Genomic DNA, 20,230 nt, shown 5'->3' on the forward strand with positions numbered 1-20,230 from the left:
AAATGCGAATGCAAGGATTTGCCGTCCAGGTGAGGGACTCGCGGGGGAGGATCAAGGCCTGACAAGGTTTGGAGCTGTCTGATTCCAGCCACAAGGGCGGCGCGGGCCCTGTTCTCCAGCCGATCCGGCGGCATGGCGGCCTCATGCGCGGACTTGGCTGGCCAAGGCGGCGGTTCGTCGCCGGCATGAGGCCGTGCGTTTGCATTGGCTGGAATGATTCAATTAATATACGTTTCATATATTAATCGCTTATTGGAAGGCGCCATGGGCATCGTCAAGATTTCCGAGCGGATGCATGACAATCTGCGCACCGCCAGCGAGGCGTTGAGCCGCTCCATCAATTCCCAGGCCGAGCACTGGCTGCGCATCGGCATGCTGGCCGAACTGAATCCGGATTTGCGCTACAGCGAGATTTGCCAGCTGCTGCTGAAAGCGGGCCAGGATGGCGGCGGCCTGGATTTGCGACGCCAGGCGATGGAGAGCGCGCGATGAGCCGGGTGGTGATCAAGTCTCCGGCCGAGGTGGCCAAGGCGCGCGAGGCGGGCAAGCTGGTGGCGGAACTGCTGGCGATGATAGGCGAGCACGTGAAGCCCGGCGTCAGCACCGAAGAACTGGATGCGCGCTGCAATGAATACATCGTCAAGGTGCAGAAGGCCAAGCCGGCCAATGTCGGCTATTACGGCTATCCCAAGACCATCTGCTCCTCGGTCAACCAAGTGGTGTGCCACGGCATTCCATCGGCAAAGCAGATCCTGCGCGACGGCGACATCGTCAACATAGACGTGGCGGTGATCAAGAACGGCTGGCATGGCGACAGCAGCCGGATGTTCTATGTGGGCAGGCCAAGCGCGGAGGCGAAGCGGCTGGTGGAAACCTGCTACGACGCCACTTGCGCCGGCATCCGCGCGGTGCGCCCTGGCGCCACGCTGGGCGACATCGGCCACGCGATCCAGGCCATCACCGAATCCGCGGGCTTCAGCGTGGTGCGCGAGTACTGCGGCCACGGCATCGGCAAGGTCTATCACGAGGAGCCCGAGGTCTTGCATTACGGCCGTCCCGGCATAGGCATGAAGCTGAAACGCGGCATGGTGTTCACCATCGAGCCGATGATCAATGCCGGCAAGGCCGGCACCCGCCAGCTGGGCGATGGCTGGACGGTGGTGACGCAAGACGGGTCGTGGTCGGCGCAGTGGGAGCATATGGTGGCGGTGACCGATCATGGCTTCGAAGTGCTGACGCCGTGGCCGGACGGCCTGGGCGATTATCCGGCGATCGCTTGAGCGATGGCGCGTTCCGAACGCTTGCTGGCGCTGCTGCAGCTGCTGCGCCGCTATCGCCGTCCGGTGACGGCGCAGACGCTGGCCGACGAGCTGGATGTCAGCGTGCGCACCGTTTACCGGGACATCGCCAGCCTGCAGCTGCAGGGGGCGGACATCGCCGGCGAGCCGGGCATGGGTTACCAGCTGCGGCCGGGTTTTCTGCTGCCGCCCTTGATGTTCGCCGAAGAGGAGATCGAGGCGCTGGTGCTGGGCATGCGCTGGGTTGAGAAGCGGGCCGACTCCCGGCTTGCCGGCGCCGCCGGCAACGCGCTGGCCAAGGTTGCCGCGGTGCTGCCGGACGATTTGCGGCGGCGGCTGGAGGATGAGACGCTGCTGGTGGGGCCGGCCGCGGTGCCGGGCATCGCGGTGGACATGGCCGCGCTGCGCGACGCCATCCGCCAGCAGCGCAAACTGGTCCTGTCCTACCGCGACGTCAACGGCGGCGACAGCCGGCGGGTGGTGTGGCCGTTCGCGTTGGGCTTTTTCGAGAAGGTGCAGGTGTTGGCGGCCTGGTGCGAATTGCGCCAGGATTTCCGCCATTTTCGCTGCGACAGGATTCTGCATTGCGAAAGCGCGGAGGATCGCTACCCTCGGCGCCGCCAGGCGCTGCTCCGGGAGTGGCGGCAGCGTCTGGGGATCGCCGGCCCGGCCTAGCCCTGTCCGCAGTGTTCCGCGGCGTGTTGAGCCAGGTAGGCGTCGAGGTCCGCGCCGCCGATGCCCAGCGCAGCCAGTATCTTCGCCATGAAGCTGACCGGAGCGGTGCCGGGCGCGGAGACCACGCCGTTATCGCCGACCGCGCAGGGCACGTCCTGGTAGCGGGCGGCGCCCGCGTAGCCGGACACGGCGGCCAGATTGTCAGCCGAGTTGGAGGTGTGGCCGACGGCGTTCAGCACGCCCGCCTGGGCCAGCGCCCGCGTTCCGTCGCAGATGCCGGCAACCACCGTTCCTTGCGCATGCGCGGCGGCGACCAGGCCCGCGACGTCGGGCGCCTGCGGGGTCTTCCAGATGGTGCCGCCGCACACGATCAGCAGATCCAGCCGCTCAAGCCGGATGGCTTCTATCGCCAGATGCGGCGTGACCATCAGTCCGCCGGACGAGGTGACGGGCCTGCCGCCGGGCGCGGCGAAACGTACGTCGAAGCCGTAGTAGCCTCGGCAGCAGGAGTTGATCAGGGCGGTTTCCCAGTCGGAAAAGTTTTCGGTGAGAATGGTGATGGCGCGCTTCATTGGATTCCTTTTGTACGATAGCCCGGATGCGTTCCGGACACCCGCAGGGTAAACCATGCTGCTGACAGTTCTTGTCAGCAGCGCAGCACGCAAACTTGCCGCGGACGGATGCGCGGGCGGACAGGCTATCGCGCGCCGCCGTCTCCGGGTTTCCCGCCGCCGAGGGGCGCCCATTGCTCCGCGGCCAGGTAGACCAGGTCCGCTGGTTGGGATCGCTGTCCGGATCGGCCAGGCTGGCCGCCAGCCGCCGTTTCAATTCGCCATAGGCATCCGCTGTCCCATCCCGTTCCGCGACGGTAATCTGGCGTCTATCACATCGCTTACCGCTTCAGTCATGCTGGAGCCGTTCCGAGAAATGATGGGCGACGATGTCCATATTGCGGTTCAGATAGAAGCGATGGGCGCGGTGGCGCTGCACGCCGGAATCCAGATGGATCTCGCCGCAGCCTTCGTCGACTGCCCGTTGACGGAGCCAGTCCATCATCGCCGCGCCGTGGCCGCGCGAACGCGCCGTCTCATCGGTGGCCAAATCGTCCACGTACAGGCTTTTCCCGGCCACCAGCGTGCGCAGGATGCGGAAGCCGGCCACGCAGGCGACGGCATCGCCGTCCTGCAGATAGGCCAGTTGATAGCCCTCCGCCATCTGCGCGCGCGCGATAGCGACAAAGTCCTCCGCCTGCAGATGCGGCCGCAGCTGCCGCATCACGGCGAAGCAGCGTTCTATTTCCTGGTCTTTCGCGGCCAGTTGGATCATCTATTTCTCCTGTATATGGCTGTACATCCAGAAGTCGCGCGATGGGCCGCGCACCTTGCGATAGCTGCGCAGCAGCCCCTCGCGCTCGAAGCCATTGCGCTCCAGCACCTGAATGGAGCGTTGGTTGGCCGGCAATACCGTGGCCTGGATGCGGACGAGGCCGATGTGGCTGTGTCCCCATCGCAGCAAACTGGCGCAGGCCGCAGTGGCCAGGCCCCGTCCCCATGCGGCGGGGGAGAGATCATACGCCAATTCCGAGCTGGCATTGACGGGTGTGACGGTATGGAAGCCGGCGGTGCCGAGCAGGCGGTCGGTGTCGCGGTCTGCGATGGCGAAGCGCAGGGCGCTGCTATCGGTGAAACGCTCCGTTTGCCAGGCGTAGTGCTCCAGCTCGGCGGGGGATTGCACATTCCAGCTGGTGTGCTGGTAGACAGCCTCCTGCCTCAGATAATCGAACCAGGGTTCGATATCGTCCTGACGCAGCGGGCGGAGGATGGTTTGTGGGTAGTCGAGAACTGGCATTTCAGCAAATAACATGATGGTTTCTCCTGTTGATTGGTGCGGAGACGCCATTCGCACTAGTGGTTTAAATCGACGGCGTAGAAGTATTCAGTCGAACCGTCCTTGTTGACGCCGGCCAGTGCGCCGATCTTGCGCCAGCCCAAGTCCGTGAAGATTTTCTGGCTGGCGAGGCACCAGTCTTCGGTGGAGGAGAGCAGCATTCGCCCTCTGGCCTGCCCCTGTATGGTTTCCACCAGTTGCTTGGCTATGCCTTGTCCGCGCATGGCGGGTGCGACGCAAAGATAGGTCAGCAGCGGCTGGCCCAGCAGTCCGGTGGGCTGATAGCTGGCATAGGCCACGACTTGATCATGTTGTTCCGCCACCAGGCAGCAGCCACTGGCGATTTCTTGTTGGCGGTTGCCGCCCATTTCGTCAAAGCCAGCGATGTGGGCCTGGTCGCTTTCCTCTGCGCGGCGGATAGCGATATCTGGCGCTGTTTCGGATGCCAATTGGGTTGGCGGTGAGTCGCATGGGCTGGACGGAAGGAAATCAACAGATAGGTTTGGCATGGTTGGTGAGGTGCGGAAAGTGTCTGAAGTGAAAGTATATTGTCATGTCGAAATTGCGCGCACTACTGACAAAATTTGACAGTGCCATGGCTTAGCATGAACGCATGCCGGGACGTGACCGGTGTTCAGCCAAGGAGAATCGCCATGCAACACCCCAATTTTGTGATCCTGTATGTGGACCAGCCGGCGCGCAGCGCCGGTTTCTATTCCCGGCTGTTCGATCTGCAGCCTATCGAGCAATCGCCGACCTTTGCGATGTTCAAGTTCGCGTCGGGCATGCGGCTGGGTTTGTGGTCGCGCCATACCGTCGAGCCGGGCTCGGATGTGCTGGGCGGTGGCGGAGAGCTGGTGGTCCTGATTGAGGACTTCGCGGCGCTGGATGCCTGCCTTGCCGATTGGCGCGCGCAGGGGCTGCGCATTCTGCAACCCATCACGGATATGGACTTTGGCCGCACTTTCGTAGCGCTGGACCCGGATGGGCACCGCTTGCGGGCCTATGTGCGCACGGAATGAAAACGAGCCGGTTTTGGCCGGCTCTGGAATGTTGGCTGCCGCGCGGGCTTAGTCGTGGTGGAAACAGCGGCCGCATACGGCGCGGTAGCGCGCCTCGCCGCCGATTTCCACCTGAGGGCCTTCCTTGACGCGGCGGCCGTCGCCGTCGATGCGGATATGCATCGTCGCCTTGCGGCCGCAGTGGCAGATGGTTTTGATCTCTTCGACGTCGTCCGCCAGCGACAGCAGCCAGGCTGAGCCCGGGAAGGGATGGCCCTGGAAGTCGGTGCGCAGGCCAAAACAGATCACCGGAATATTGCGCTTGTGGGCCAGTCGGTGCAGCTGCTGCGCCTGCTCGGGCGTCATGAACTGGGCTTCATCCACCAGCACGCATGCGGTGTCGCCGTAATCGTGAGCCAGGAAATCGAAGCCGGCGTCGAAGGTGTTGGATTCGCGCTGGATATTCAGCCGCGAGGTGATCATGCCCACGCCGTAGCGGTCGTCGATGGCGCTGGTGTACAGGGCCACCTTCTTGTCCATCGATTCGTAGTTGTTGGCGATCTGCAGCAGCTGGGTGCTCTTGCCGCTGTTCATCGCGGCGTATCGGAAAAACAGTTTGGCCATGGTGCTGGGCGCGAAGGACGTTGCCGGGGCGCGCAGCATACCATGGCCGGCGCGCTCAGTAGAAGCTGGCGATCTCGCCCAGCGGCTTTTTGCCGATATCGGGCATCATGCAATCGTCCGTCGGGTAGCCGGCCACCAGCAGGATATAGGGCTTCTCGCGGGCGGGATGGTCCAGCAGCCGATTGAGGAAGTGCATTGGGCTGGGCTTATGGGTGAGGGGGCGAGGCCGGCGTGGTGCAGCGCGGCGATCAGGAAGCCGGCGGCGGCGGATGCCGACTCCGGCACGTAGGAGGTCTTGATCTCGCTGCCGCCGTTCAGCGCGGTCTTTTCTGCCCGAAGATGGCGATCAGGTACGGCGCGTTTTTCAGGAAAGGCTTGTCGGCGTCGGTGCCCAGGGGTGCCAGCGCGTCCTTTCGTTCCGGCGGCGCCTGTGTGTATAAAATTCGCGTGCCTCGGCTTTATGCGCCTTCCCGTATCTTCCGTTTTGGTCCGGGTCGCTGACGACGGCGAAATGCCAGGGCTGGCGGTTGGCGCCGGATGGAGCGGCGCCGGCGGCGCGCAGCGCGTTCTCTATCGCCTCGCGGGGAACCGGCTGGCCGGTGAATGCGCGCACGGCCTTGCGGCGGCGGATGTCGGCGTAGAAGGCGCGCGAGCGCTCCACCATCTCCGCTTCCGGATAGCGTTGGAAAGTGCTAAGCGGGGTGAAGGCCGGCTGGCCCTGCTTGAACGGCAATTTGCCCATGGCGTCTCCTGCGAGTGGGTGTTGCGTCGCCGGGGCATCGGTCCGGCGGTTTCGGAGGCGATGCGGTTTTCCGTGCCGCAGCGCAATCGGCAAACGAGAGATTCCACTGCCTGCGACAGGCGCCATGGCAGCGCCTGTCTCTGGAATGCAATTGACATTATGCATTTGAAAAGCCGTTTGTCATGTAGTTTTATTTCAAATAAAGATACTTTATGTAAAGTTACATCCACTGAGTGATCACGGTCAGGCATGGGCCGGTGCTGGATGTAAAAAAGCGCCCGGAAAGGGCGCTTGTCGCGGCATGGCGGGACGCTTTACAGATCGCCGCCGGTTTCCAGGATGAAGCTGGCCTTGGCGTCCAGGCCCAGGTGCTGGACCAGATAAGGCAGCGTTTCGTTCAGCGTTTTGGGCAGGGTCCACGGCGCGTTGAGGATGAATATGCCGCTGCCGTGCATGCCGAAACCGTCGGCTGACGGGCCTTGCACGTGCAGCTCCGCCCGCAGCCAGCTCTTGGCCGGCAGCTTTTTCAGCTCGGGAATCATTTCCTTCATTTCCGCGCGCTGCAGGCAGGGATACCACACCGCGTAGACGCCGGTGGCGAAGCGTTTCAGGCCCTCCTTCAGCGCGGTGACCACGTTGTGGTAGTCGCGCTTGTCCTCGTATGGCGGATCGATCAGCACCAGCGCGCGGCGCGGCGGCGGCGGCAGCACGGCCTTGATGCCGTCGAAGCCGTTGGCCTGCTGGATCTGCACGCGGCGGCCGCTGCCGGAAAAATTGTCCTGCAGGATCTGCGCGTCGCTGGGGTGCAGTTCGAACAGCCGCAGCTTGTCGCTTTTCGGCATCACGTCGGCCGCGCACCACGGCGAGCCCGGGTAGAACTTCAGCTCGCCGTCCGGATTCATCCGCCTGACCACGTCCACGTAATTGCGCACGGCTTCGGGCAGATCGTCGCGTTGCCAGAGACGGGCGATGCCGGTTTCGAATTCCGCGTTCTTGGTGGCGTAGCCCTCGGTCAACGAGTAGGCGCCGGCGCCGGCATGGGTGTCGATGTACCAGTAGGGCTTGTCTTTCTGGCCCAGGTAATTCAGCAGCTCGATCTCGATCAGGTGCTTGAGCACGTCGGCGTGGTTGCCGGCATGAAAGGCGTGGCGATAGCTGAGCATTGTTGTTGTCTTTCAGATGGTTAATTCGATTCCGGCATCGCGCGCGGCGTCGGTCCAGCCCAGGCGCGCCAGCAGCGCGGAGAAGTTGCTCTCCAGCGGGCAGTTCAGCAGCAGGGGCTGGCCGGTAATGGGGTGGGTCAGCCGCATTTCCACGCAGGCCAGCAGCATGCGCCGGCAGCCCAGCTGGTCTGCGAACATCCGGTTGTGGCGGCCCTTGCCATGGGTGGAGTCGCCGATGATGGGGTGGGCGATGTGTTTCAGATGGCGGCGCAATTGGTGCTTGCGGCCGGTCTGCGGTTCCAGCTCCAGCAGGCTGTAGCGGCTGGTGGGATAGCGTTCCACCATGATGGGCAACTCTACGCGCGCCAGCGTCCGGTAATCGGTGACGGCCGGCTGCGGCGCGGTTTCCACTTTCTCGCCTATCCATTCCAGGTCGTCCGGGCGGCGGCTGAGCGGATGGTCGATATGGCCCGCGTCGTCGGGGTGGCCGCGGACCACGGCGAGGTAGCGCTTGTACACCTGCTGGCGTTCGAACTGCAAGGACAATTCGCGGCCGGCGTCCTTGTCCAGCGCGAACAGCAATGCGCCCGAGGTGCCCTTGTCCAGCCGGTGCACCGGATAGACGCGCCGGCCGATCTGGTCGCGCAGCATCTGGATGGCGAAACGGGTTTCGTGGCGGTCCAGCTCGGTGCGGTGCACCAGCAGGTTGGACGGCTTGTGGATGGCGATCAGCAGATCGTCTCGATACAGTATTTGCAGCATGGATACAAAGCTTTTGGGCAGGGCGGAATTGTAGGGCTTGCACGCTGCTTTGGATATAGCCGTTATGTTTTGTGTTGGATCAATCCAATTGAATACAGTCATGACAAACATGGGATGCCATGCGCTTAACTCAAGGCTGGCGCGCCTTGTGGACGAGTCAATATTTTTAAGTGAAGAAATGTTTGCGACACGGTATTTCAAAGTCGAGAGGAAATTGTTTACAGCCCCGTGAACGCTCATTACAATTCGCCGCGCTCAGAAGAACGACATGGTGGTGTCCGTAGCCGGCTTTCGCGCATCGCGCGAGAGGGGCCCGGGCGGCTTTGCCACAGCCAGGGTTGTAGTTCGCCGGTTACATGCCGGTTGCAAGTTTGGTTGCCTCCATTCACGTCCAAGCACTGTTGCACTCGCCGCGTCTGCCTGGGGCCAAGGCGCGTTGACCAACTCAATCCAAGAGTTATAGAGATGACCATCCAACTGAAACGTATCAGCTTCGCTGTCGCCGCCGCAGTTCTGTCCGCTGCCGCGGGCGCCAAAGACTTCACCCCCGCCGTGATCTACGACTCGGCCGGCAAGTTCGACAAGAGCTTCAGCGAAGCCGCCTACAACGGCGCCGAACGTTTCAAGAAGGACTTCAAGGTCAACTACCGCGAAGGCCAGATCTCTTCCGACGCGCAGAAGGAACAGCTGCTGCGCAAGATGGCCGGCCGCGACACCGACGTCGTGGTCGCCGTCGGCTTCAACTTCTCCCAGGCCGTGGAAACCGTGGCCAAGGAATTCCCCAAGGTCAAGTTCACGCTGATCGACGCCGTGGCCAAGGGCCCGAACGTGCAGAGCATCGTGTTCAAGGAGCAGGAAGGCTCCTTCCTGACCGGCATCGCCGCCGCGATGAAGTCCAAGACCGGCAAGGTCGGCTACATCGGCGGCATGGACATCCCGATGATCCGCGCCTTCGGCTGCGGCTACGTGCAGGGCGCCAAGTACGCCAACAAGAACATCACCGTGCTGCAGAACATGACCGGCACCACCCCGCAGGCCTTCAATGACCCGGCCCGCGGCACCGAGCTGGCCAAGAGCCAGTTCGACCGCGGCGCGGACGTAGTCTTCGTCGCAGCCGGCGGCACCGGCCTGGGCGTGCTGCAGGCCGCCAAAAACGCCGGCAAGTTCTCCATCGGCGTGGACAGCAACCAGAACTACCTGTATCCGGGCTCGGTGCTGACTTCCATGGTTAAAAAAGTGGACGTGGCCGTCTACAACACCTTCAAGGAAGCCAAGGACGGCTCCTGGAAGTCCGGCGTGAAAGTGCTGGGCCTGAAGGAGCATGGCGTCGACTGGGCGCTGGACAAGTACAACCGCGCGCTGATCACGCCGGAAATGGAGAAGAAGGTCAACGAAGCCAAGGCTGAGATCATCGCCGGCAAGATCAAGGTGGTGGATTACCGCGCCAACAACAGCTGCCCGGCGCAATAAGCAGGGCGGTGACTTCCCCGGACGGGGCCACAGCCGCGGTGATTCATCATCGCGGCTGTTTGTTCGTGCCGGCGGGGAAGCCAGAATCGAAGAATCGGGAACATATCAAGCATGACCGAGTTTGCCATTGAACTGACAGGCATCAACAAGAGCTTTGGCGCCGTCAAGGCCAACCGCGACGTGACGATGAGCGTGCCGAAGGGAAGCATACACGGCATCATCGGCGAGAACGGCGCCGGCAAGTCCACGCTGATGAGCATTCTGTACGGCTACTACCACGCCGACAGCGGCACCATCCGCGTGAACGGCAAGGATGTCCGCATCCGCAACAGCCAGGAAGCCATCCGACTGGGAATCGGCATGGTCCACCAGCACTTCATGCTGGTGGAGACCTTCACTGTGCTGGAAAACATCGTGCTGGGCGCCGAAGGCGGCCGGCTGCTCAAGGGCGGCATGGAGCAGGCCCGCGAGCATCTGAAGGAACTGAACAAGAACTACTCGCTGGAAGTGGATCCGGACGCGCTGGTCGGCGACCTGGGCGTGGGCCTGCAGCAGCGGGTGGAAATCCTGAAGGCGCTGTACCGCGGCGCCGACGTGCTGATCCTGGACGAGCCGACCGCGGTGCTGACGCCGCAGGAGGCCGACCACCTGTTCCACATCCTGCGCTCGCTGAAAGCGCAGGGCAAGACCGTGATCCTGATCACCCACAAGCTGCGCGAGGTGATGGATATCACCGACAATGTCAGCGTGATGCGCGCCGGCACCGTGGTGGACAACGTCCGCACCTGCGACGTGGACAAGGAAAAGCTGGCCGACCTGATGGTGGGCCGCAAGGTGTCGCTGAAGGTGGACAAGGCCGATAGCCAGGCCGGCGCCGCCGTGCTGGACGTCCAGGGCCTGACGCTGATCGACGAGCGCAAGGTCAAGCTGCTGGACAACCTGAACTTCCAGGTCCGGGCGGGAGAGATCGTCGGCATCGCCGGCGTATCCGGCAACGGCCAGTCCGAATTGCTGGAAGTGCTGGCCGGCATGCGCGATCCGAGCGCGGGCGCCGTGGTCTACAAGGGCGAAGACCTGCTCAAGCTGCCGTGCCGCCGCAAGCCGCGCGCCGCCGTCTACCGCCAGCGCGGCATCGGCCACATTCCGGAAGACCGTTCGCGCGAGGGCCTGGTCAAGGCTTTCTCCACTTTCGAGAACGCCATCCTCGGCTACCACGACGACAAGACGCTGAACAGCGGTCCGCTGTACTCGCGCAAGAAGCTGGTAGAGCGCACCCGAGACTTCATCGCCCAGTTCGACATCCGTCCGGGCAACCCGCTGCTGCGCGTGGGCCTCCTGTCCGGCGGCAACCAGCAGAAAGTGGTGCTGGCGCGGGAAATCCACGCCAACCCGGACCTGCTCTTGATCGGCCAGCCGACGCGCGGCGTCGACATCGGCGCGATCGAATTCATCCACAAGCGGCTGATCGAGCTGCGCGACGAAGGCAAGGCCATCTTGCTGGTCTCGGTGGAACTTGAGGAAATCCTGGCCTTGTCCGACCGCATCCTGGTGATGGCCGGCGGCCAGATCACCGGCGAAGTGGCGGCCAAGGACGCCGACACCATTTCCCTCGGCCTGCTCATGGGGGGGCACAAGCATTGAAATTCGGACAACCATCCACTCTGCCGCGTTGGGCGCAGCTGACCATCCTGCCGGCGCTCAACCTGCTGGCCGCCTTACTGGTGACGGGCCTCGTCACCTGGATGATTGGCGAGAACCCCTGGGAATGCCTGCAGCTGCTGATCCACGGCGCCTTCGGCTACGGTGAGGGCATAGGCTACACGCTGTTTTACACCACCAGCTTCATTTTCGCCGGCCTGTCGGTGGCCACCGCCTTCCACGCCGGGCTGTTCAACATCGGCGGCGAAGGCCAGGCCTATCTGGCCGGCCTGGGCGTGACGCTGGTGATGCTGGGCTTCGACCACGCGCTGCCGCCCTATGTGCTGATTCCGCTGGCCATGCTGGCGGCGATGGGCTTCGGCGCGGCCTGGGCCTACATCCCGGCCTACCTGCAGGCCAAGCGCGGCAGCCACATCGTGGTCACCACCATCATGTTCAACTTCATCGCCTACTCGCTGATGTTGTACCTGATCAGCCACCAGCTGATCGAAGCCGGCTCGCAGAACCCGACCACACGCCTGTTCGCCGAGAACGGCTGGATTCCGCAGATGCACGAGCTGTTCGCCTTCCTGCCGAATTCGCCGCTGAACCTGAGCTTCGTGTTCGCGCTGCTGGCGGCCGGCCTGTTCTACCTGATCGTCTGGCACAGCCGCTGGGGCTTCACGCTGCGCACCGTCGGCACCAACGAGCACGCCGCCGGCTACGCCGGCATGAGCGTCAGCCGCGTGATCATCGTGGCAATGTGCGTGTCCGGCGCGCTGGTGGGCCTGGCCTCGGTCAACGACCTCTTGGGCTCCTCGCATCGGATGAACGTGCTGTTCACCAACGGCGTCGGCTTCGTCGGCATCGCCGTGGCGCTGATGGGCCGCAACCACCCGGTGGGCATCATCCTGTCCGCGCTGCTGTTCGGCGCGCTGACCCAGGGCGGCTCCGACCTGTCGTTCGAAAAACCGATGATCACCCGCGAGATGATCCTGTTCATCCAGGGCCTGATCATCCTGTTCTGCGGCGCGCTGGAAAACCTGTTCGAGCCGTTCATCGCCGGCCTGTTCAAGCGCAAGGACAAGTAATATGGAAATGTTCTTCAGTCTTCTCGATTCCACCGTGCGCGTGGCCACGCCGCTGGTGCTGGCCGCGCTGGCCGGCATGTTCTCCGAGCGCTCCGGCGTGGTGGACATCAGCCTGGAAGGCAAGATGCTGGCGGCGGCCTTCGCCTCCGCCGCCGCGGCCTACGTCACCCACAACCCGTGGATCGGCCTGCTGGCCGGCATGATGGCCGCGGTGTCGCTGGCCATGGTGCACGCCTTCGTTTCCGTCACCTACAACGGCAACCAGCTGATTTCCGGCATGGCGATCAACACCATCGCCTCCGGCATCACGCCGGTGCTGGCGCTGGCCTGGTTCCAGCAGGGCGGCAACTCGCCGCAGCTGCCGGACGACGGACGTTTCCATGAAATCACGCTGCCGTTCGCCGACGCGCTGCGCGACGTGCCGGTAGTGGGGCTGGTCTACAGCAAGCTGATTTCCGGCCACAGCATCCTGGTGTACCTGACGGTGTTCATCATCATTCCGCTGGTGACCTGGGTGCTGTACAAGACCCGATTCGGCCTGCGCCTGCGCGCGGTGGGCGAGAATCCGCATGCCGCCGACACCGCCGGCATCTCGGTGGCCAAGGTGCGTTACACGGCGCTGTTCTGGGGCGGCATGCTGTGCGGCATGGCCGGCACCTATCTGTCCGTGTACCAGACCGGCAGCTTCATCAAGGAAATGACCGCCGGCAAGGGCTTCCTGGCGCTGGCGGCGTTGATCTTCGGCAAATGGCGCCCGGTGCCGGCGGTGATCGGCTGCCTGCTGTTCGCCTTCGCCGACGCGATCCAGATCCGCCTGGAAGGCGTGGCGCTGCCGGTAGTGGGCCAGATCCCGTCGCAGGCGATCGCCGTGATTCCCTACGTGCTGACCGTGCTGCTGCTGGCCGGCTTCGTCGGCCGCGCGCTGGCGCCCAAGGCCATCGGCGTGCCTTTCGTCAAGTCGCGCTGATACGTTTTCCGCTTTTTCCAAGCCCGCCCGCTCAACGCCGGCGGGCTTTTTGCATGGCCGCGCGTGCTATGATGGGGGCTTGTGAAGGATGGGTCCGGCCCATCGCAAGACAGGATTGGAATACCGCATGCTGAGCTATCAACAGGCGCGGGACTGGCTGCTGGAGCGCGCCAAACCGCTGAACACCCATCAAGAATTGCCGCTGATGCAAGCGTTGGGCCGCGTGTTGGCCCAGCCGGTGGCGGCCGGCATGGACGTGCCGCCGCACGACAACAGCGCGATGGACGGTTACGCGCTGCGTTGCGCCGACCTGGCGCCGGCGATGGCGGTGACGCAGCGGGTGCCTGCCGGCAGCGTGCCGGCGCCGCTCCAGGCCGGCACCGCGGCGCGGATCTTCACCGGCGCGCCGATTCCGCCGGGCGCGGACGCGGTGATCATGCAGGAGCAGGCGGATCTGGACGGCGAGGGTCGTGTGACTTTCAGCGCGGAGCCCAGCCCCGGGCAGAACATCCGCCGCCGCGGCGAGGACATCGCTGCCGGCCAGCGCATTCTGGAAGCCGGGCGCAAGCTGTCCGCCGCCGATCTGGGGCTGGCGGCCTCCATCGGCCTGGCGCGGCTGCCGGTGCTGCCGCGGTTGCGGGTGGCTGCCTTCTTCACCGGCGACGAGCTGGTGGAGCCGGGCCAGCCGCTGGCCGAAGGCCAGATCTACAACTCCAACCGCTACTGGCTGCTGCCGGCTTTGCAGCAGCTGGGCTGCGAGGTGATCGACCTCGGCCATGTCGGCGACGCGCTGGAGCCCACCCGGCAGCTGCTGCGCGACGCGGCGATGGTGGCCGACGTGGTGATCACCTGCGGCGGCGTGTCGGTCGGCGAGGAGGACCACGTCAAGGCCGCGGTGGAGGCGGAGGGCGAGCTCACGCTGTGGAAGGTGGCGATCAAGCCGGGCAAGCCGCTGGCCTATGGCAAGGTGGGCAGCGCGGATTTCATCGGCCTGCCCGGCAATCCGGTGTCCGGCTACGTGACGCTGCAGACGCTGATCAAGCCTTTCCTGCAGAAGCGGATGGGCCTGGAGGTGCCGCCGCCGGAGACGCAGCGGTTGCCGGCCGCCTTCGCCTGGGACAAGCCGGACACGCGCCGCAGCGAGTTCCTGCGCGTGCGCAAACTGGCGGGCCAGCTGCAGCTGTATCCGCAGCAGGGCTCCGGCGTGCTGATGTCCTGCGCCTGGGCGGACGGCCTGGTCTGGCTGCAGCCGGGCCAGCAGGTGAAGCCGGGCGACGAACTGGCTTACCTGGAGCTGACGTGACGCGAATACGTTTCGTCAGCGAGAGCGGGGCCTTGCTGAACGAGTCGGATGCGATGCCGGGCGACAATCTGCTGGACGTCGCCCGCCTGGCCGACGTGCCGCTGCACTGGCGCTGCGGCCAGGGCACCTGCGGCACCTGCAAGGTCCGTATCGCCGGCATGGCCGCGCCGCAGCGGCCGGGCCGCAAGGAGCGCAATGTGCTGCAACGGGCCGGCGCGATCGGCGCGGAGCTGGCGGCATGCGAGGAATGGCGTGAAGCGGAACCGTGGCGGCTGGCTTGCCACCTGGCGGTGGAGGAAGAGAGCTGGGTGGTTCGTTGTCCCGACTATTGAGCGATGATTGGAAACAAAAAACGGCGCGGCGCCCATATCAGGACGCCGCGCCGTTTCTTTTGGAAGCAGGACTCAGCCCTGCTCGCCCTCGCAGGCCAGCTCCTCGTTGTCCTCGCGCTGCAGCCAATGGCGCAGCATGGTCAGGCCTACCGCCAGCAGGGTGGGGCCGATGAACAGGCCGATCACCCCCCAGGCGATCAGGCCGCCGATCACGCCGAGGAAGATCACCGACAGCGGCATCTGCGCGCCTTGGCTGATCAACAGCGGCTTCAGGATGTTGTCTATGGTGTTGATCAGCAGGAAACCCCAGATCAGCAGGAACACGCCCAGCCCGGTGTGGCCGGTGTAGAATACCCAGGCGGCGGCCGGCAGCCAGACGACCAGCGTCGGCATCTGCGCCACCGCGACGATGAAGCACAAAAAGCCCAGCACCAGCGCGCCAGGCACGCCGGCGATCAACAAGCCGATCACGCACAGGATGGTCTGCGCCAGCGCGGTGCCGACCACGCCGGTGGTGACGCTGCGTATGGTGCGGGCGATCACCTCGGGCAGGTCGCCGGCGGTTTCTCCGCCCAGCTTGACCACGATGCGCTCCACCAGATCCCACAGCTTGTCGCCGTTGATCAGCAGCAGACCGGCGACGGCGATGGCCAACACGATTTCCAGCAGGCTCAGACCCAGATTGGCGCCGCCGGACAGCAGCCACAGCGCCGCCTGATTGATCGCGGGACGGACTTTCTCGAAGAAGCCGGGCAGGTCTGCCTGGGTGCTTTGCCACAGCTTCTGCAGGCTGTCGCCGACAACCGGAAGATTGGTCAGCCATGCCGGCGCGTCGGGCAGCCGGAAACTGGTCAGGTCATGGGCCAGATTGGCCAGATGCGGGAGCGTGTCGGCCAGTGTCAGCGCCATCAGGCCGATGGGAATGGCCAGCGCGGCGGACAGCGCCAGCACGATCAGCAGCGCCGCCAGCTTGTGGCGGCCGCGCAGCCGCAGCTTGAGCCGGCTGTACAGCGGCCAGGCGGAAATGGCGATGATGGCGGCCCAGGTCAGCGCGCCGAGGAAGGGTTGCAGCACTTTCAGGCAAGCGACCACCAGCAACGCCAGTATGGCGACGCGAAAGGCGCCGAGTATGCTGACATTGGGAAAAGCGTTGGGGAGGGGCGGCATGGAGGCGTCCGATCTAGGTGGCGGAAATGGCGGCCGGCGCGATGGCGCCGGCCGGATACGGCGCTAGTTTGCCACCTTGGCCAGCTCGCGGGCAAATGCGTCGGCGGGGGTGTAGCCGACCACGCGGTTGCTTTCGCGGGATTGGCTGTCGAACAGGATGATGCCCGGCGGGCCGAACAAGCCGAAGCGCTTGAGCAGCGCCTGGTGCTCGGGCGTGTTGGCGGTGACGTCGGCGCGCAGCAACACGAAGCGCTGCATCTGCGCCGCCGCCTGTTGCTGCGGGAAGACGTCGGCCTCCATTTCCTTGCAGGCCACGCACCAGTCGGCGTAGAAGTCCAGCAGCAGCGGCTTGCCGGCGGCCTTGGCCTCGGCCAGCTTGGCGTCCAGTTCCGCGCTCGAACGGATCGGCTGGAAATGCTGCTGAACGGCGCCCTCGGCGCTGCTGGCGGCGAGCAGCTTCAGCGGATAGCGCGGGTTGTCGGCGCCGGACAAGAGGCCGACCAGCTGGGCGCCGCCCAGCAGGAACAGCAGCAGGCCCAGCGCCTTGCCCAGGCGCGCGCTGGCCTTGGTGGCGGACGACAGGCTGTCGAAGGCGCCGAGAAACACCGCCGAGCCGATCAGCAGCGCCGCCCACAGCAGCATCACCAGCGGCGGCGGCAGGAAAGGCGTGGCCAGCCAGATGGCGAGGCCCAGCATCACCACGCCGAACGCGGACTTCACCGCCTTCATCCAGTGGCCGGCGCGCGGCAGCACGTGGCCGCCGAAGGTGCCGATGGCGATCAGCGGCAGGCCCAGGCCCATGGCCATCGCATACAGCGCCGCGCCGCCCAGCACGGCGTCGCCGGTGCTGCCGATATAGCCCAGCGCCAAGGCCAGCGGCGGGGCCACGCAGGGGCCGATGATCAGCGCCGACAGCGCGCCCATCAGAAACACGGTGGCGGCCTTGCCGCCGGTGAGCCGGTTGGAGGTGTCGGCCAGGCGGGACTGCAGGGCGCTGGGCAACTGGATGGAGAACAGGTCGAACATGGATAGCGCGAACACCACCATCAGCGCGCTGGCGGACAGCACCACCGCCGGCTGCTGCAGCCATACGGTCAGCAGCGAGCCGGTCAGCCCGGCGACGACGCCGACGGCGGTGTAGGTGAGCGCCAGGCCTTGCACGTAAAGCAGGGACAGCAGGAAACCGCGGCCGCGGCTGAGGGTTGCGCCTTGGCCGGCAATCAGCGATGAAACGATGGGCAGCAGCGGGTACATGCAGGCGGTGAACGCCATGCCCAGACCCGCCAGCAGGAAGGTGCCCAGTGTGGCCAGCCAACCCCTGGCGGCCAACTCGCTGTTACCGGCCGAAGCTTTTCCCGACGAGTCGACCTCCGTCCAGGCGCTGAGCTTGTTGCCCGCGGCGCCGGCCTGTCCCACCTTCAGCTTGTGGGTGTAAGGCGGGTAGCAGACGCCGGCTTCGGCGCAGCCTTGCAGCTTCACGTTCAGCTGGAAGTCGGCCGGCGCGCCGGCGGCCAGCGGGATGGTGATCAGCTGCTTGCCATGGTAAATCTGCTGCTTGCCGAAGTAAGGGTCATTTTTTTCCTGGGCGGCGGGCAGCGTCGGCTTGCCGGCCAGGTCGGCGGGCGTGGTGCTGATGCTGATGCGGTCGCGGTACAGGTAGTATCCGGGCGCGACCTCCAGCGTCAGCTGGAGCTGGTCGCCGCTGCGGCTGACCTGGGCGGCGAAAGCCTGCTCCGGCGGGAGCAGGTCGTCCTGGTTGACCGCGTGCGCGGGCAGGGCCAGGCCGAGACAGGCGATCACGGACGCCAGCCATAGCCAGGCCGATCGGTAAAACGAATGGAGGTATGCTTGCACGTGCAGACTCTTCTTTGCGGTTGGCGATGAAACTGTGACGATGTAAACGGTTTGCGGTTCCGTTTTTACGATGCGTGATGCAATATGCATCAAATTGCATCGCCCGGCAAACGGTAAGCGCCGCGTCCCAAACGGTTCGGGAAGGGCTAGTATAGCCGGGCGGGCGGGGCGCAGACAGCGTTCCGCTTATGAAAAATAAGAACGAGGATATCAAGAGGGGCTATGCGAGAAGCCATTCATTTCGCTCATGCGAACAGCTTTCCCGGATCGGTTTACGGCAAGATGCTGGGCAAGCTGGCCGAAGGCCGCGACGTCGGCTATCTGGATACGATAGGCCATGACCCGGACTACCCGGTGACGGATTGTTGGCCGTATCTGGTGGACGAGAGCGTCCGCTTCATCGAAACGCGATACCGGGGCCCGGTCGTCGGCGTCGGCCATTCGCTCGGCGGTTTCCTGATGTTTTACGCGGCGCTGAAACGTCCGGATCTTTTCCGCGCCATCATCATCCTGGATTCGCCGCTGATGGGGCCGTCGCGTTCCTTCGGCATCTGGCTGGCCAAGCGGCTGGGCTTCATTCAGCGGGTGACGCCGGGCGGCGACACGCTGCGGCGGCGCGACAACTGGGCGACGGTGGAGATGGCGCATGATTATTTCGCGCGCAAACCCAAATTCGCCCGTTTCGATCCAGATTGCCTGGCCGACTACGCCTTGCACGGCACGCAGGACGATGGCAAGGGCGGCCGCCGGCTCAAATTCCGCCCGCAGGTGGAGCACGACATTTACGCGACCCTGCCGCATGATTTCCCCCGCCACAAGGGGAAGCTGAAGGTGCCGGCCGCGCTGCTGGCCGGCGAGGCTTCGGACGTGCTGCGCGACGGCGACCTGGCTTTCATGCGCAAGCACTTCTCGGTGAAGGTGGGCAAGCAGGCGGGCAGCCACCTGTTCCCATTGGAGAAACCGCTGGAAACCGCGGCCAGCATCGAACGCCTGCTGGCGCAGCTGGAGGACCGAGGCTGGGCGTGACCTGGCTGCCGAGATATGGAAATGCCGCGCAAGGAGTCTGAATTCCAAGCAAGGCGCTTGCGAGCGGCGGCCATCTCGCGGAAACTTAGCTTATCGAAAGAGCCAGTTTCGTCATCGTGAGAAAGCCGGAAACCAGTGTCTGAAGAACGTCTCAAGCAACACCGCAACGCCATCGACGCCATCGACGTCGAAGTCCTCAAACTGCTGAACCAGCGCGCCAGCCATGCCCGCGAGATCGGAGAGATCAAGGGCGGCGGCGTCATCTACCGCCCGGAACGGGAGGCTCAGGTGCTGCGCCGGCTGAAGGATCTGAATCCCGGTCCGCTGCCCAGCGAGTCCGTCGCCCGCCTGTTCCGCGAGGTGATGTCAGAATGCCTGGCGTTGGAAAAGCCGTTGTCCATCGCCTACCTGGGGCCGGAAGGCACCTTCAGCCAGCTGGCCACCATCAAGCACTTCGGCCACGCGGCCCGCGCCGTGGCCTGTAGTTCGATAGACGAGGCGTTCCGGCTGGTGGAGTCGCGCGCGCTCGACTACGTGGTGGCGCCGGTGGAGAATTCCACCGAAGGCGCCGTGGGCCGCACGCTGGACTTGATGGTGAGCTCGCCGTTGAAGATCTGCGGCGAGGTAGTGCTGCGCATCCATCACCACCTGCTGCGCAAGGTGGAGGGCGTGGACGGCATCCGCCGCGTGTATGCCCACGCCCAGGCGCTGGCGCAATGCCATGAATGGCTGAACAAGAACCTGCCGGCCGACGTGGAGCGCGTGTCGGTGGCCAGCAACGCCGAGGCCGCTCGCCTGGCCGCGGAGGATGACACCGCCGCGGCCATCGCCGGCCAGGCCGCTGCCGAACGTTACGCGCTGGTCAAGCTGGCGGAAAATGTCGAAGACGAGCCGAACAATACCACCCGCTTCCTGGTGCTGGGATTGCAGGATGTCGGCCCCAGCGGGCAGGACAAGACCTCCATCGTGGTCTCCGCGCCCAACCGGCCGGGTGCGGTCCACCAGTTGCTGGAGCCGGTGGCGGCCAACGGCGTGTCGATGAGCAAGTTCGAGTCGCGCCCATCGCGCGCGGGGCTGTGGGACTACGTGTTCTTCATAGACCTGGAAGGCCACCGGCAGGACGAGCGCGTATTGAAGGCGCTGGCTGGCCTGGGTGAGCGCACGTCCTTCGTCAAAGTGTTGGGCTCTTATCCGACCGCGGTGTTGTGAGTCGCCTGGAATGACCCGGGG

General features: G+C 64.8%; 23 protein-coding genes. 12 read left to right on the top strand and 11 right to left on the bottom strand.

Going from position 1 to position 20,230, the window contains the following annotated elements; translation table 11 throughout:
• Positions 1–264: 264 nt before the first annotated feature.
• Genes CV_RS11410 through CV_RS11420 form a run of 3 tightly spaced genes read left to right on the top strand, consistent with a single transcriptional unit; the run spans position 265 to position 1,973 of the window.
• Entirely contained in the window at positions 265–492 is a 228-nt protein-coding gene (locus tag CV_RS11410) for a ParD-like family protein (RefSeq protein ID WP_011135880.1), read from the top strand.
• Positions 489–1,280, top strand: coding sequence for a type I methionyl aminopeptidase (map, locus tag CV_RS11415; protein WP_011135881.1), 792 nt, complete (start codon positions 489–491; stop codon positions 1,278–1,280). The genes CV_RS11410 and map overlap by 4 nt, the downstream gene beginning before the upstream one ends.
• Positions 1,281–1,283: 3 nt before the next feature.
• Positions 1,284–1,973, top strand: a complete 690-nt coding sequence (locus CV_RS11420; protein WP_011135882.1) for a helix-turn-helix transcriptional regulator — start codon at positions 1,284–1,286, stop codon at positions 1,971–1,973.
• Here the strand turns inward: CV_RS11420 and CV_RS11425 are convergent.
• From CV_RS11425 to CV_RS11440, 4 genes are all read right to left on the bottom strand, one after another.
• Positions 1,970–2,545, bottom strand: a complete 576-nt coding sequence (locus CV_RS11425; RefSeq protein ID WP_011135883.1) for a type 1 glutamine amidotransferase family protein — start codon at positions 2,543–2,545, stop codon at positions 1,970–1,972. The two genes, CV_RS11420 and CV_RS11425, sit on opposite strands and share 4 nt — an antisense overlap.
• 328 nt (positions 2,546–2,873) lie before the next feature.
• Positions 2,874–3,299: a GNAT family N-acetyltransferase gene (locus CV_RS11430; protein ID WP_011135884.1), complete on the bottom strand. Its 426-nt coding sequence runs from the start codon at positions 3,297–3,299 to the stop codon at positions 2,874–2,876.
• Entirely contained in the window at positions 3,300–3,836 is a 537-nt protein-coding gene (locus tag CV_RS11435) for a GNAT family N-acetyltransferase (protein ID WP_011135885.1), read from the bottom strand.
• 41 nt (positions 3,837–3,877) lie between these two features.
• Positions 3,878–4,309 (bottom strand): GNAT family N-acetyltransferase, encoded by a 432-nt coding sequence (locus CV_RS11440; protein WP_158303315.1) that lies wholly within the window; start codon positions 4,307–4,309, stop codon positions 3,878–3,880.
• 204 nt (positions 4,310–4,513) lie between these two features.
• On the opposite strand from CV_RS11440, the gene CV_RS11445 reads away from it, so the two are divergent.
• A complete protein-coding gene (locus CV_RS11445) occupies positions 4,514–4,882 on the top strand; it encodes a VOC family protein (protein ID WP_011135888.1) in 369 nt (122 codons plus the stop codon).
• Positions 4,883–4,930: 48 nt separating this feature from the next.
• On the opposite strand, the gene CV_RS11450 is transcribed toward CV_RS11445, so the two are convergent.
• The 5 genes from CV_RS11450 to CV_RS11465 form a co-directional block, all read right to left on the bottom strand.
• A complete protein-coding gene (locus CV_RS11450) occupies positions 4,931–5,485 on the bottom strand; it encodes a thymidine kinase (RefSeq protein WP_011135889.1) in 555 nt (184 codons plus the stop codon).
• Between the two features lie 55 nt (positions 5,486–5,540).
• Positions 5,541–5,681 (bottom strand): hypothetical protein, encoded by a 141-nt coding sequence (locus CV_RS24100; RefSeq protein WP_198403930.1) that lies wholly within the window; start codon positions 5,679–5,681, stop codon positions 5,541–5,543.
• A 168-nt stretch (positions 5,682–5,849) separates the two neighbouring features.
• Positions 5,850–6,227: a nitroreductase family protein gene (locus CV_RS24105; protein WP_011135891.1), complete on the bottom strand. Its 378-nt coding sequence runs from the start codon at positions 6,225–6,227 to the stop codon at positions 5,850–5,852.
• 314 nt (positions 6,228–6,541) lie between these two features.
• Complete coding sequence (locus tag CV_RS11460; protein ID WP_011135892.1) at positions 6,542–7,390, bottom strand: 23S rRNA (adenine(2030)-N(6))-methyltransferase RlmJ; 849 nt, start codon at positions 7,388–7,390, stop codon at positions 6,542–6,544.
• 12 nt (positions 7,391–7,402) lie between these two features.
• Complete coding sequence (locus CV_RS11465; RefSeq protein ID WP_011135893.1) at positions 7,403–8,152, bottom strand: tRNA pseudouridine(65) synthase TruC; 750 nt, start codon at positions 8,150–8,152, stop codon at positions 7,403–7,405.
• A gap of 465 nt (positions 8,153–8,617) precedes the next feature.
• Here CV_RS11465 and CV_RS11470 point away from each other — a divergent pair, with 465 nt between their 5' ends.
• From CV_RS11470 to CV_RS11495, 6 genes are all read left to right on the top strand, one after another.
• Complete coding sequence (locus tag CV_RS11470; protein WP_043596127.1) at positions 8,618–9,622, top strand: BMP family lipoprotein; 1,005 nt, start codon at positions 8,618–8,620, stop codon at positions 9,620–9,622.
• 111 nt (positions 9,623–9,733) lie between these two features.
• Complete coding sequence (locus CV_RS11475) at positions 9,734–11,263, top strand: ABC transporter ATP-binding protein (RefSeq protein WP_011135895.1); 1,530 nt, start codon at positions 9,734–9,736, stop codon at positions 11,261–11,263.
• The gene (locus CV_RS11480; RefSeq protein WP_043596130.1) at positions 11,260–12,351 is read left to right on the top strand and encodes an ABC transporter permease; all 1,092 of its coding nucleotides are present in this window, start codon (positions 11,260–11,262) and stop codon (positions 12,349–12,351) included. The genes CV_RS11475 and CV_RS11480 overlap by 4 nt, the downstream gene beginning before the upstream one ends.
• A 1-nt stretch (position 12,352) precedes the next feature.
• Positions 12,353–13,318, top strand: a complete 966-nt coding sequence (locus tag CV_RS11485) for an ABC transporter permease (protein ID WP_011135897.1) — start codon at positions 12,353–12,355, stop codon at positions 13,316–13,318.
• Between the two features lie 127 nt (positions 13,319–13,445).
• Complete coding sequence (gene glp, locus CV_RS11490; protein WP_043596133.1) at positions 13,446–14,621, top strand: molybdopterin molybdotransferase MoeA; 1,176 nt, start codon at positions 13,446–13,448, stop codon at positions 14,619–14,621.
• Positions 14,618–14,953 (top strand): 2Fe-2S iron-sulfur cluster-binding protein, encoded by a 336-nt coding sequence (locus CV_RS11495; RefSeq protein ID WP_043596135.1) that lies wholly within the window; start codon positions 14,618–14,620, stop codon positions 14,951–14,953. Before glp ends, CV_RS11495 begins: the two co-directional genes overlap by 4 nt.
• A gap of 72 nt (positions 14,954–15,025) precedes the next feature.
• On the opposite strand, the gene CV_RS11500 is transcribed toward CV_RS11495, so the two are convergent.
• Both CV_RS11500 and CV_RS11505 read right to left on the bottom strand, forming a co-directional pair.
• Complete coding sequence (locus CV_RS11500; protein ID WP_011135899.1) at positions 15,026–16,120, bottom strand: AI-2E family transporter; 1,095 nt, start codon at positions 16,118–16,120, stop codon at positions 15,026–15,028.
• Between the two features lie 63 nt (positions 16,121–16,183).
• Positions 16,184–17,974 carry a protein-disulfide reductase DsbD gene (locus CV_RS11505; protein WP_011135900.1) on the bottom strand — a complete coding sequence of 597 codons (1,791 nt, stop codon included), beginning with the start codon at positions 17,972–17,974 and terminating at the stop codon, positions 16,184–16,186.
• A gap of 222 nt (positions 17,975–18,196) precedes the next feature.
• On the opposite strand from CV_RS11505, the gene CV_RS11510 reads away from it, so the two are divergent.
• Positions 18,197–19,000 carry an alpha/beta fold hydrolase gene (locus CV_RS11510; RefSeq protein WP_011135901.1) on the top strand — a complete coding sequence of 268 codons (804 nt, stop codon included), beginning with the start codon at positions 18,197–18,199 and terminating at the stop codon, positions 18,998–19,000.
• A 135-nt stretch (positions 19,001–19,135) separates the two neighbouring features.
• Positions 19,136–20,209, top strand: coding sequence for a prephenate dehydratase (gene pheA / locus CV_RS11515; protein ID WP_011135902.1), 1,074 nt, complete (start codon positions 19,136–19,138; stop codon positions 20,207–20,209).
• Positions 20,210–20,230: the final 21 nt, after the last annotated feature.

This window comes from Chromobacterium violaceum ATCC 12472 (assembly GCF_000007705.1).
Taxonomy (GTDB): domain Bacteria; phylum Pseudomonadota; class Gammaproteobacteria; order Burkholderiales; family Chromobacteriaceae; genus Chromobacterium; species Chromobacterium violaceum.

What these genes read in the sequence shown, in the direction of transcription:
- CV_RS11410 (WP_011135880.1), top strand. Translation starts at nt 265, where the DNA reads ATGGGCATCGTCAAGATTTCCGAGCGGATGCATGACAATCTGCGCACC.
- map (WP_011135881.1), top strand. Translation starts at nt 489, where the DNA reads ATGAGCCGGGTGGTGATCAAGTCTCCGGCCGAGGTGGCCAAGGCGCGC.
- CV_RS11420 (WP_011135882.1), top strand. Translation starts at nt 1,284, where the DNA reads ATGGCGCGTTCCGAACGCTTGCTGGCGCTGCTGCAGCTGCTGCGCCGC.
- CV_RS11425 (WP_011135883.1), bottom strand. Translation starts at nt 2,545, where the DNA reads ATGAAGCGCGCCATCACCATTCTCACCGAAAACTTTTCCGACTGGGAA.
- CV_RS11430 (WP_011135884.1), bottom strand. Translation starts at nt 3,299, where the DNA reads ATGATCCAACTGGCCGCGAAAGACCAGGAAATAGAACGCTGCTTCGCC.
- CV_RS11435 (WP_011135885.1), bottom strand. Translation starts at nt 3,836, where the DNA reads ATGTTATTTGCTGAAATGCCAGTTCTCGACTACCCACAAACCATCCTC.
- CV_RS11445 (WP_011135888.1), top strand. Translation starts at nt 4,514, where the DNA reads ATGCAACACCCCAATTTTGTGATCCTGTATGTGGACCAGCCGGCGCGC.
- CV_RS11450 (WP_011135889.1), bottom strand. Translation starts at nt 5,485, where the DNA reads ATGGCCAAACTGTTTTTCCGATACGCCGCGATGAACAGCGGCAAGAGC.
- CV_RS24100 (WP_198403930.1), bottom strand. Translation starts at nt 5,681, where the DNA reads ATGCACTTCCTCAATCGGCTGCTGGACCATCCCGCCCGCGAGAAGCCC.
- CV_RS24105 (WP_011135891.1), bottom strand. Translation starts at nt 6,227, where the DNA reads ATGGGCAAATTGCCGTTCAAGCAGGGCCAGCCGGCCTTCACCCCGCTT.
- CV_RS11460 (WP_011135892.1), bottom strand. Translation starts at nt 7,390, where the DNA reads ATGCTCAGCTATCGCCACGCCTTTCATGCCGGCAACCACGCCGACGTG.
- CV_RS11465 (WP_011135893.1), bottom strand. Translation starts at nt 8,152, where the DNA reads ATGCTGCAAATACTGTATCGAGACGATCTGCTGATCGCCATCCACAAG.
- CV_RS11470 (WP_043596127.1), top strand. Translation starts at nt 8,618, where the DNA reads ATGACCATCCAACTGAAACGTATCAGCTTCGCTGTCGCCGCCGCAGTT.
- CV_RS11475 (WP_011135895.1), top strand. Translation starts at nt 9,734, where the DNA reads ATGACCGAGTTTGCCATTGAACTGACAGGCATCAACAAGAGCTTTGGC.
- CV_RS11485 (WP_011135897.1), top strand. Translation starts at nt 12,353, where the DNA reads ATGGAAATGTTCTTCAGTCTTCTCGATTCCACCGTGCGCGTGGCCACG.
- glp (WP_043596133.1), top strand. Translation starts at nt 13,446, where the DNA reads ATGCTGAGCTATCAACAGGCGCGGGACTGGCTGCTGGAGCGCGCCAAA.
- CV_RS11500 (WP_011135899.1), bottom strand. Translation starts at nt 16,120, where the DNA reads ATGCCGCCCCTCCCCAACGCTTTTCCCAATGTCAGCATACTCGGCGCC.
- CV_RS11510 (WP_011135901.1), top strand. Translation starts at nt 18,197, where the DNA reads ATGCGAGAAGCCATTCATTTCGCTCATGCGAACAGCTTTCCCGGATCG.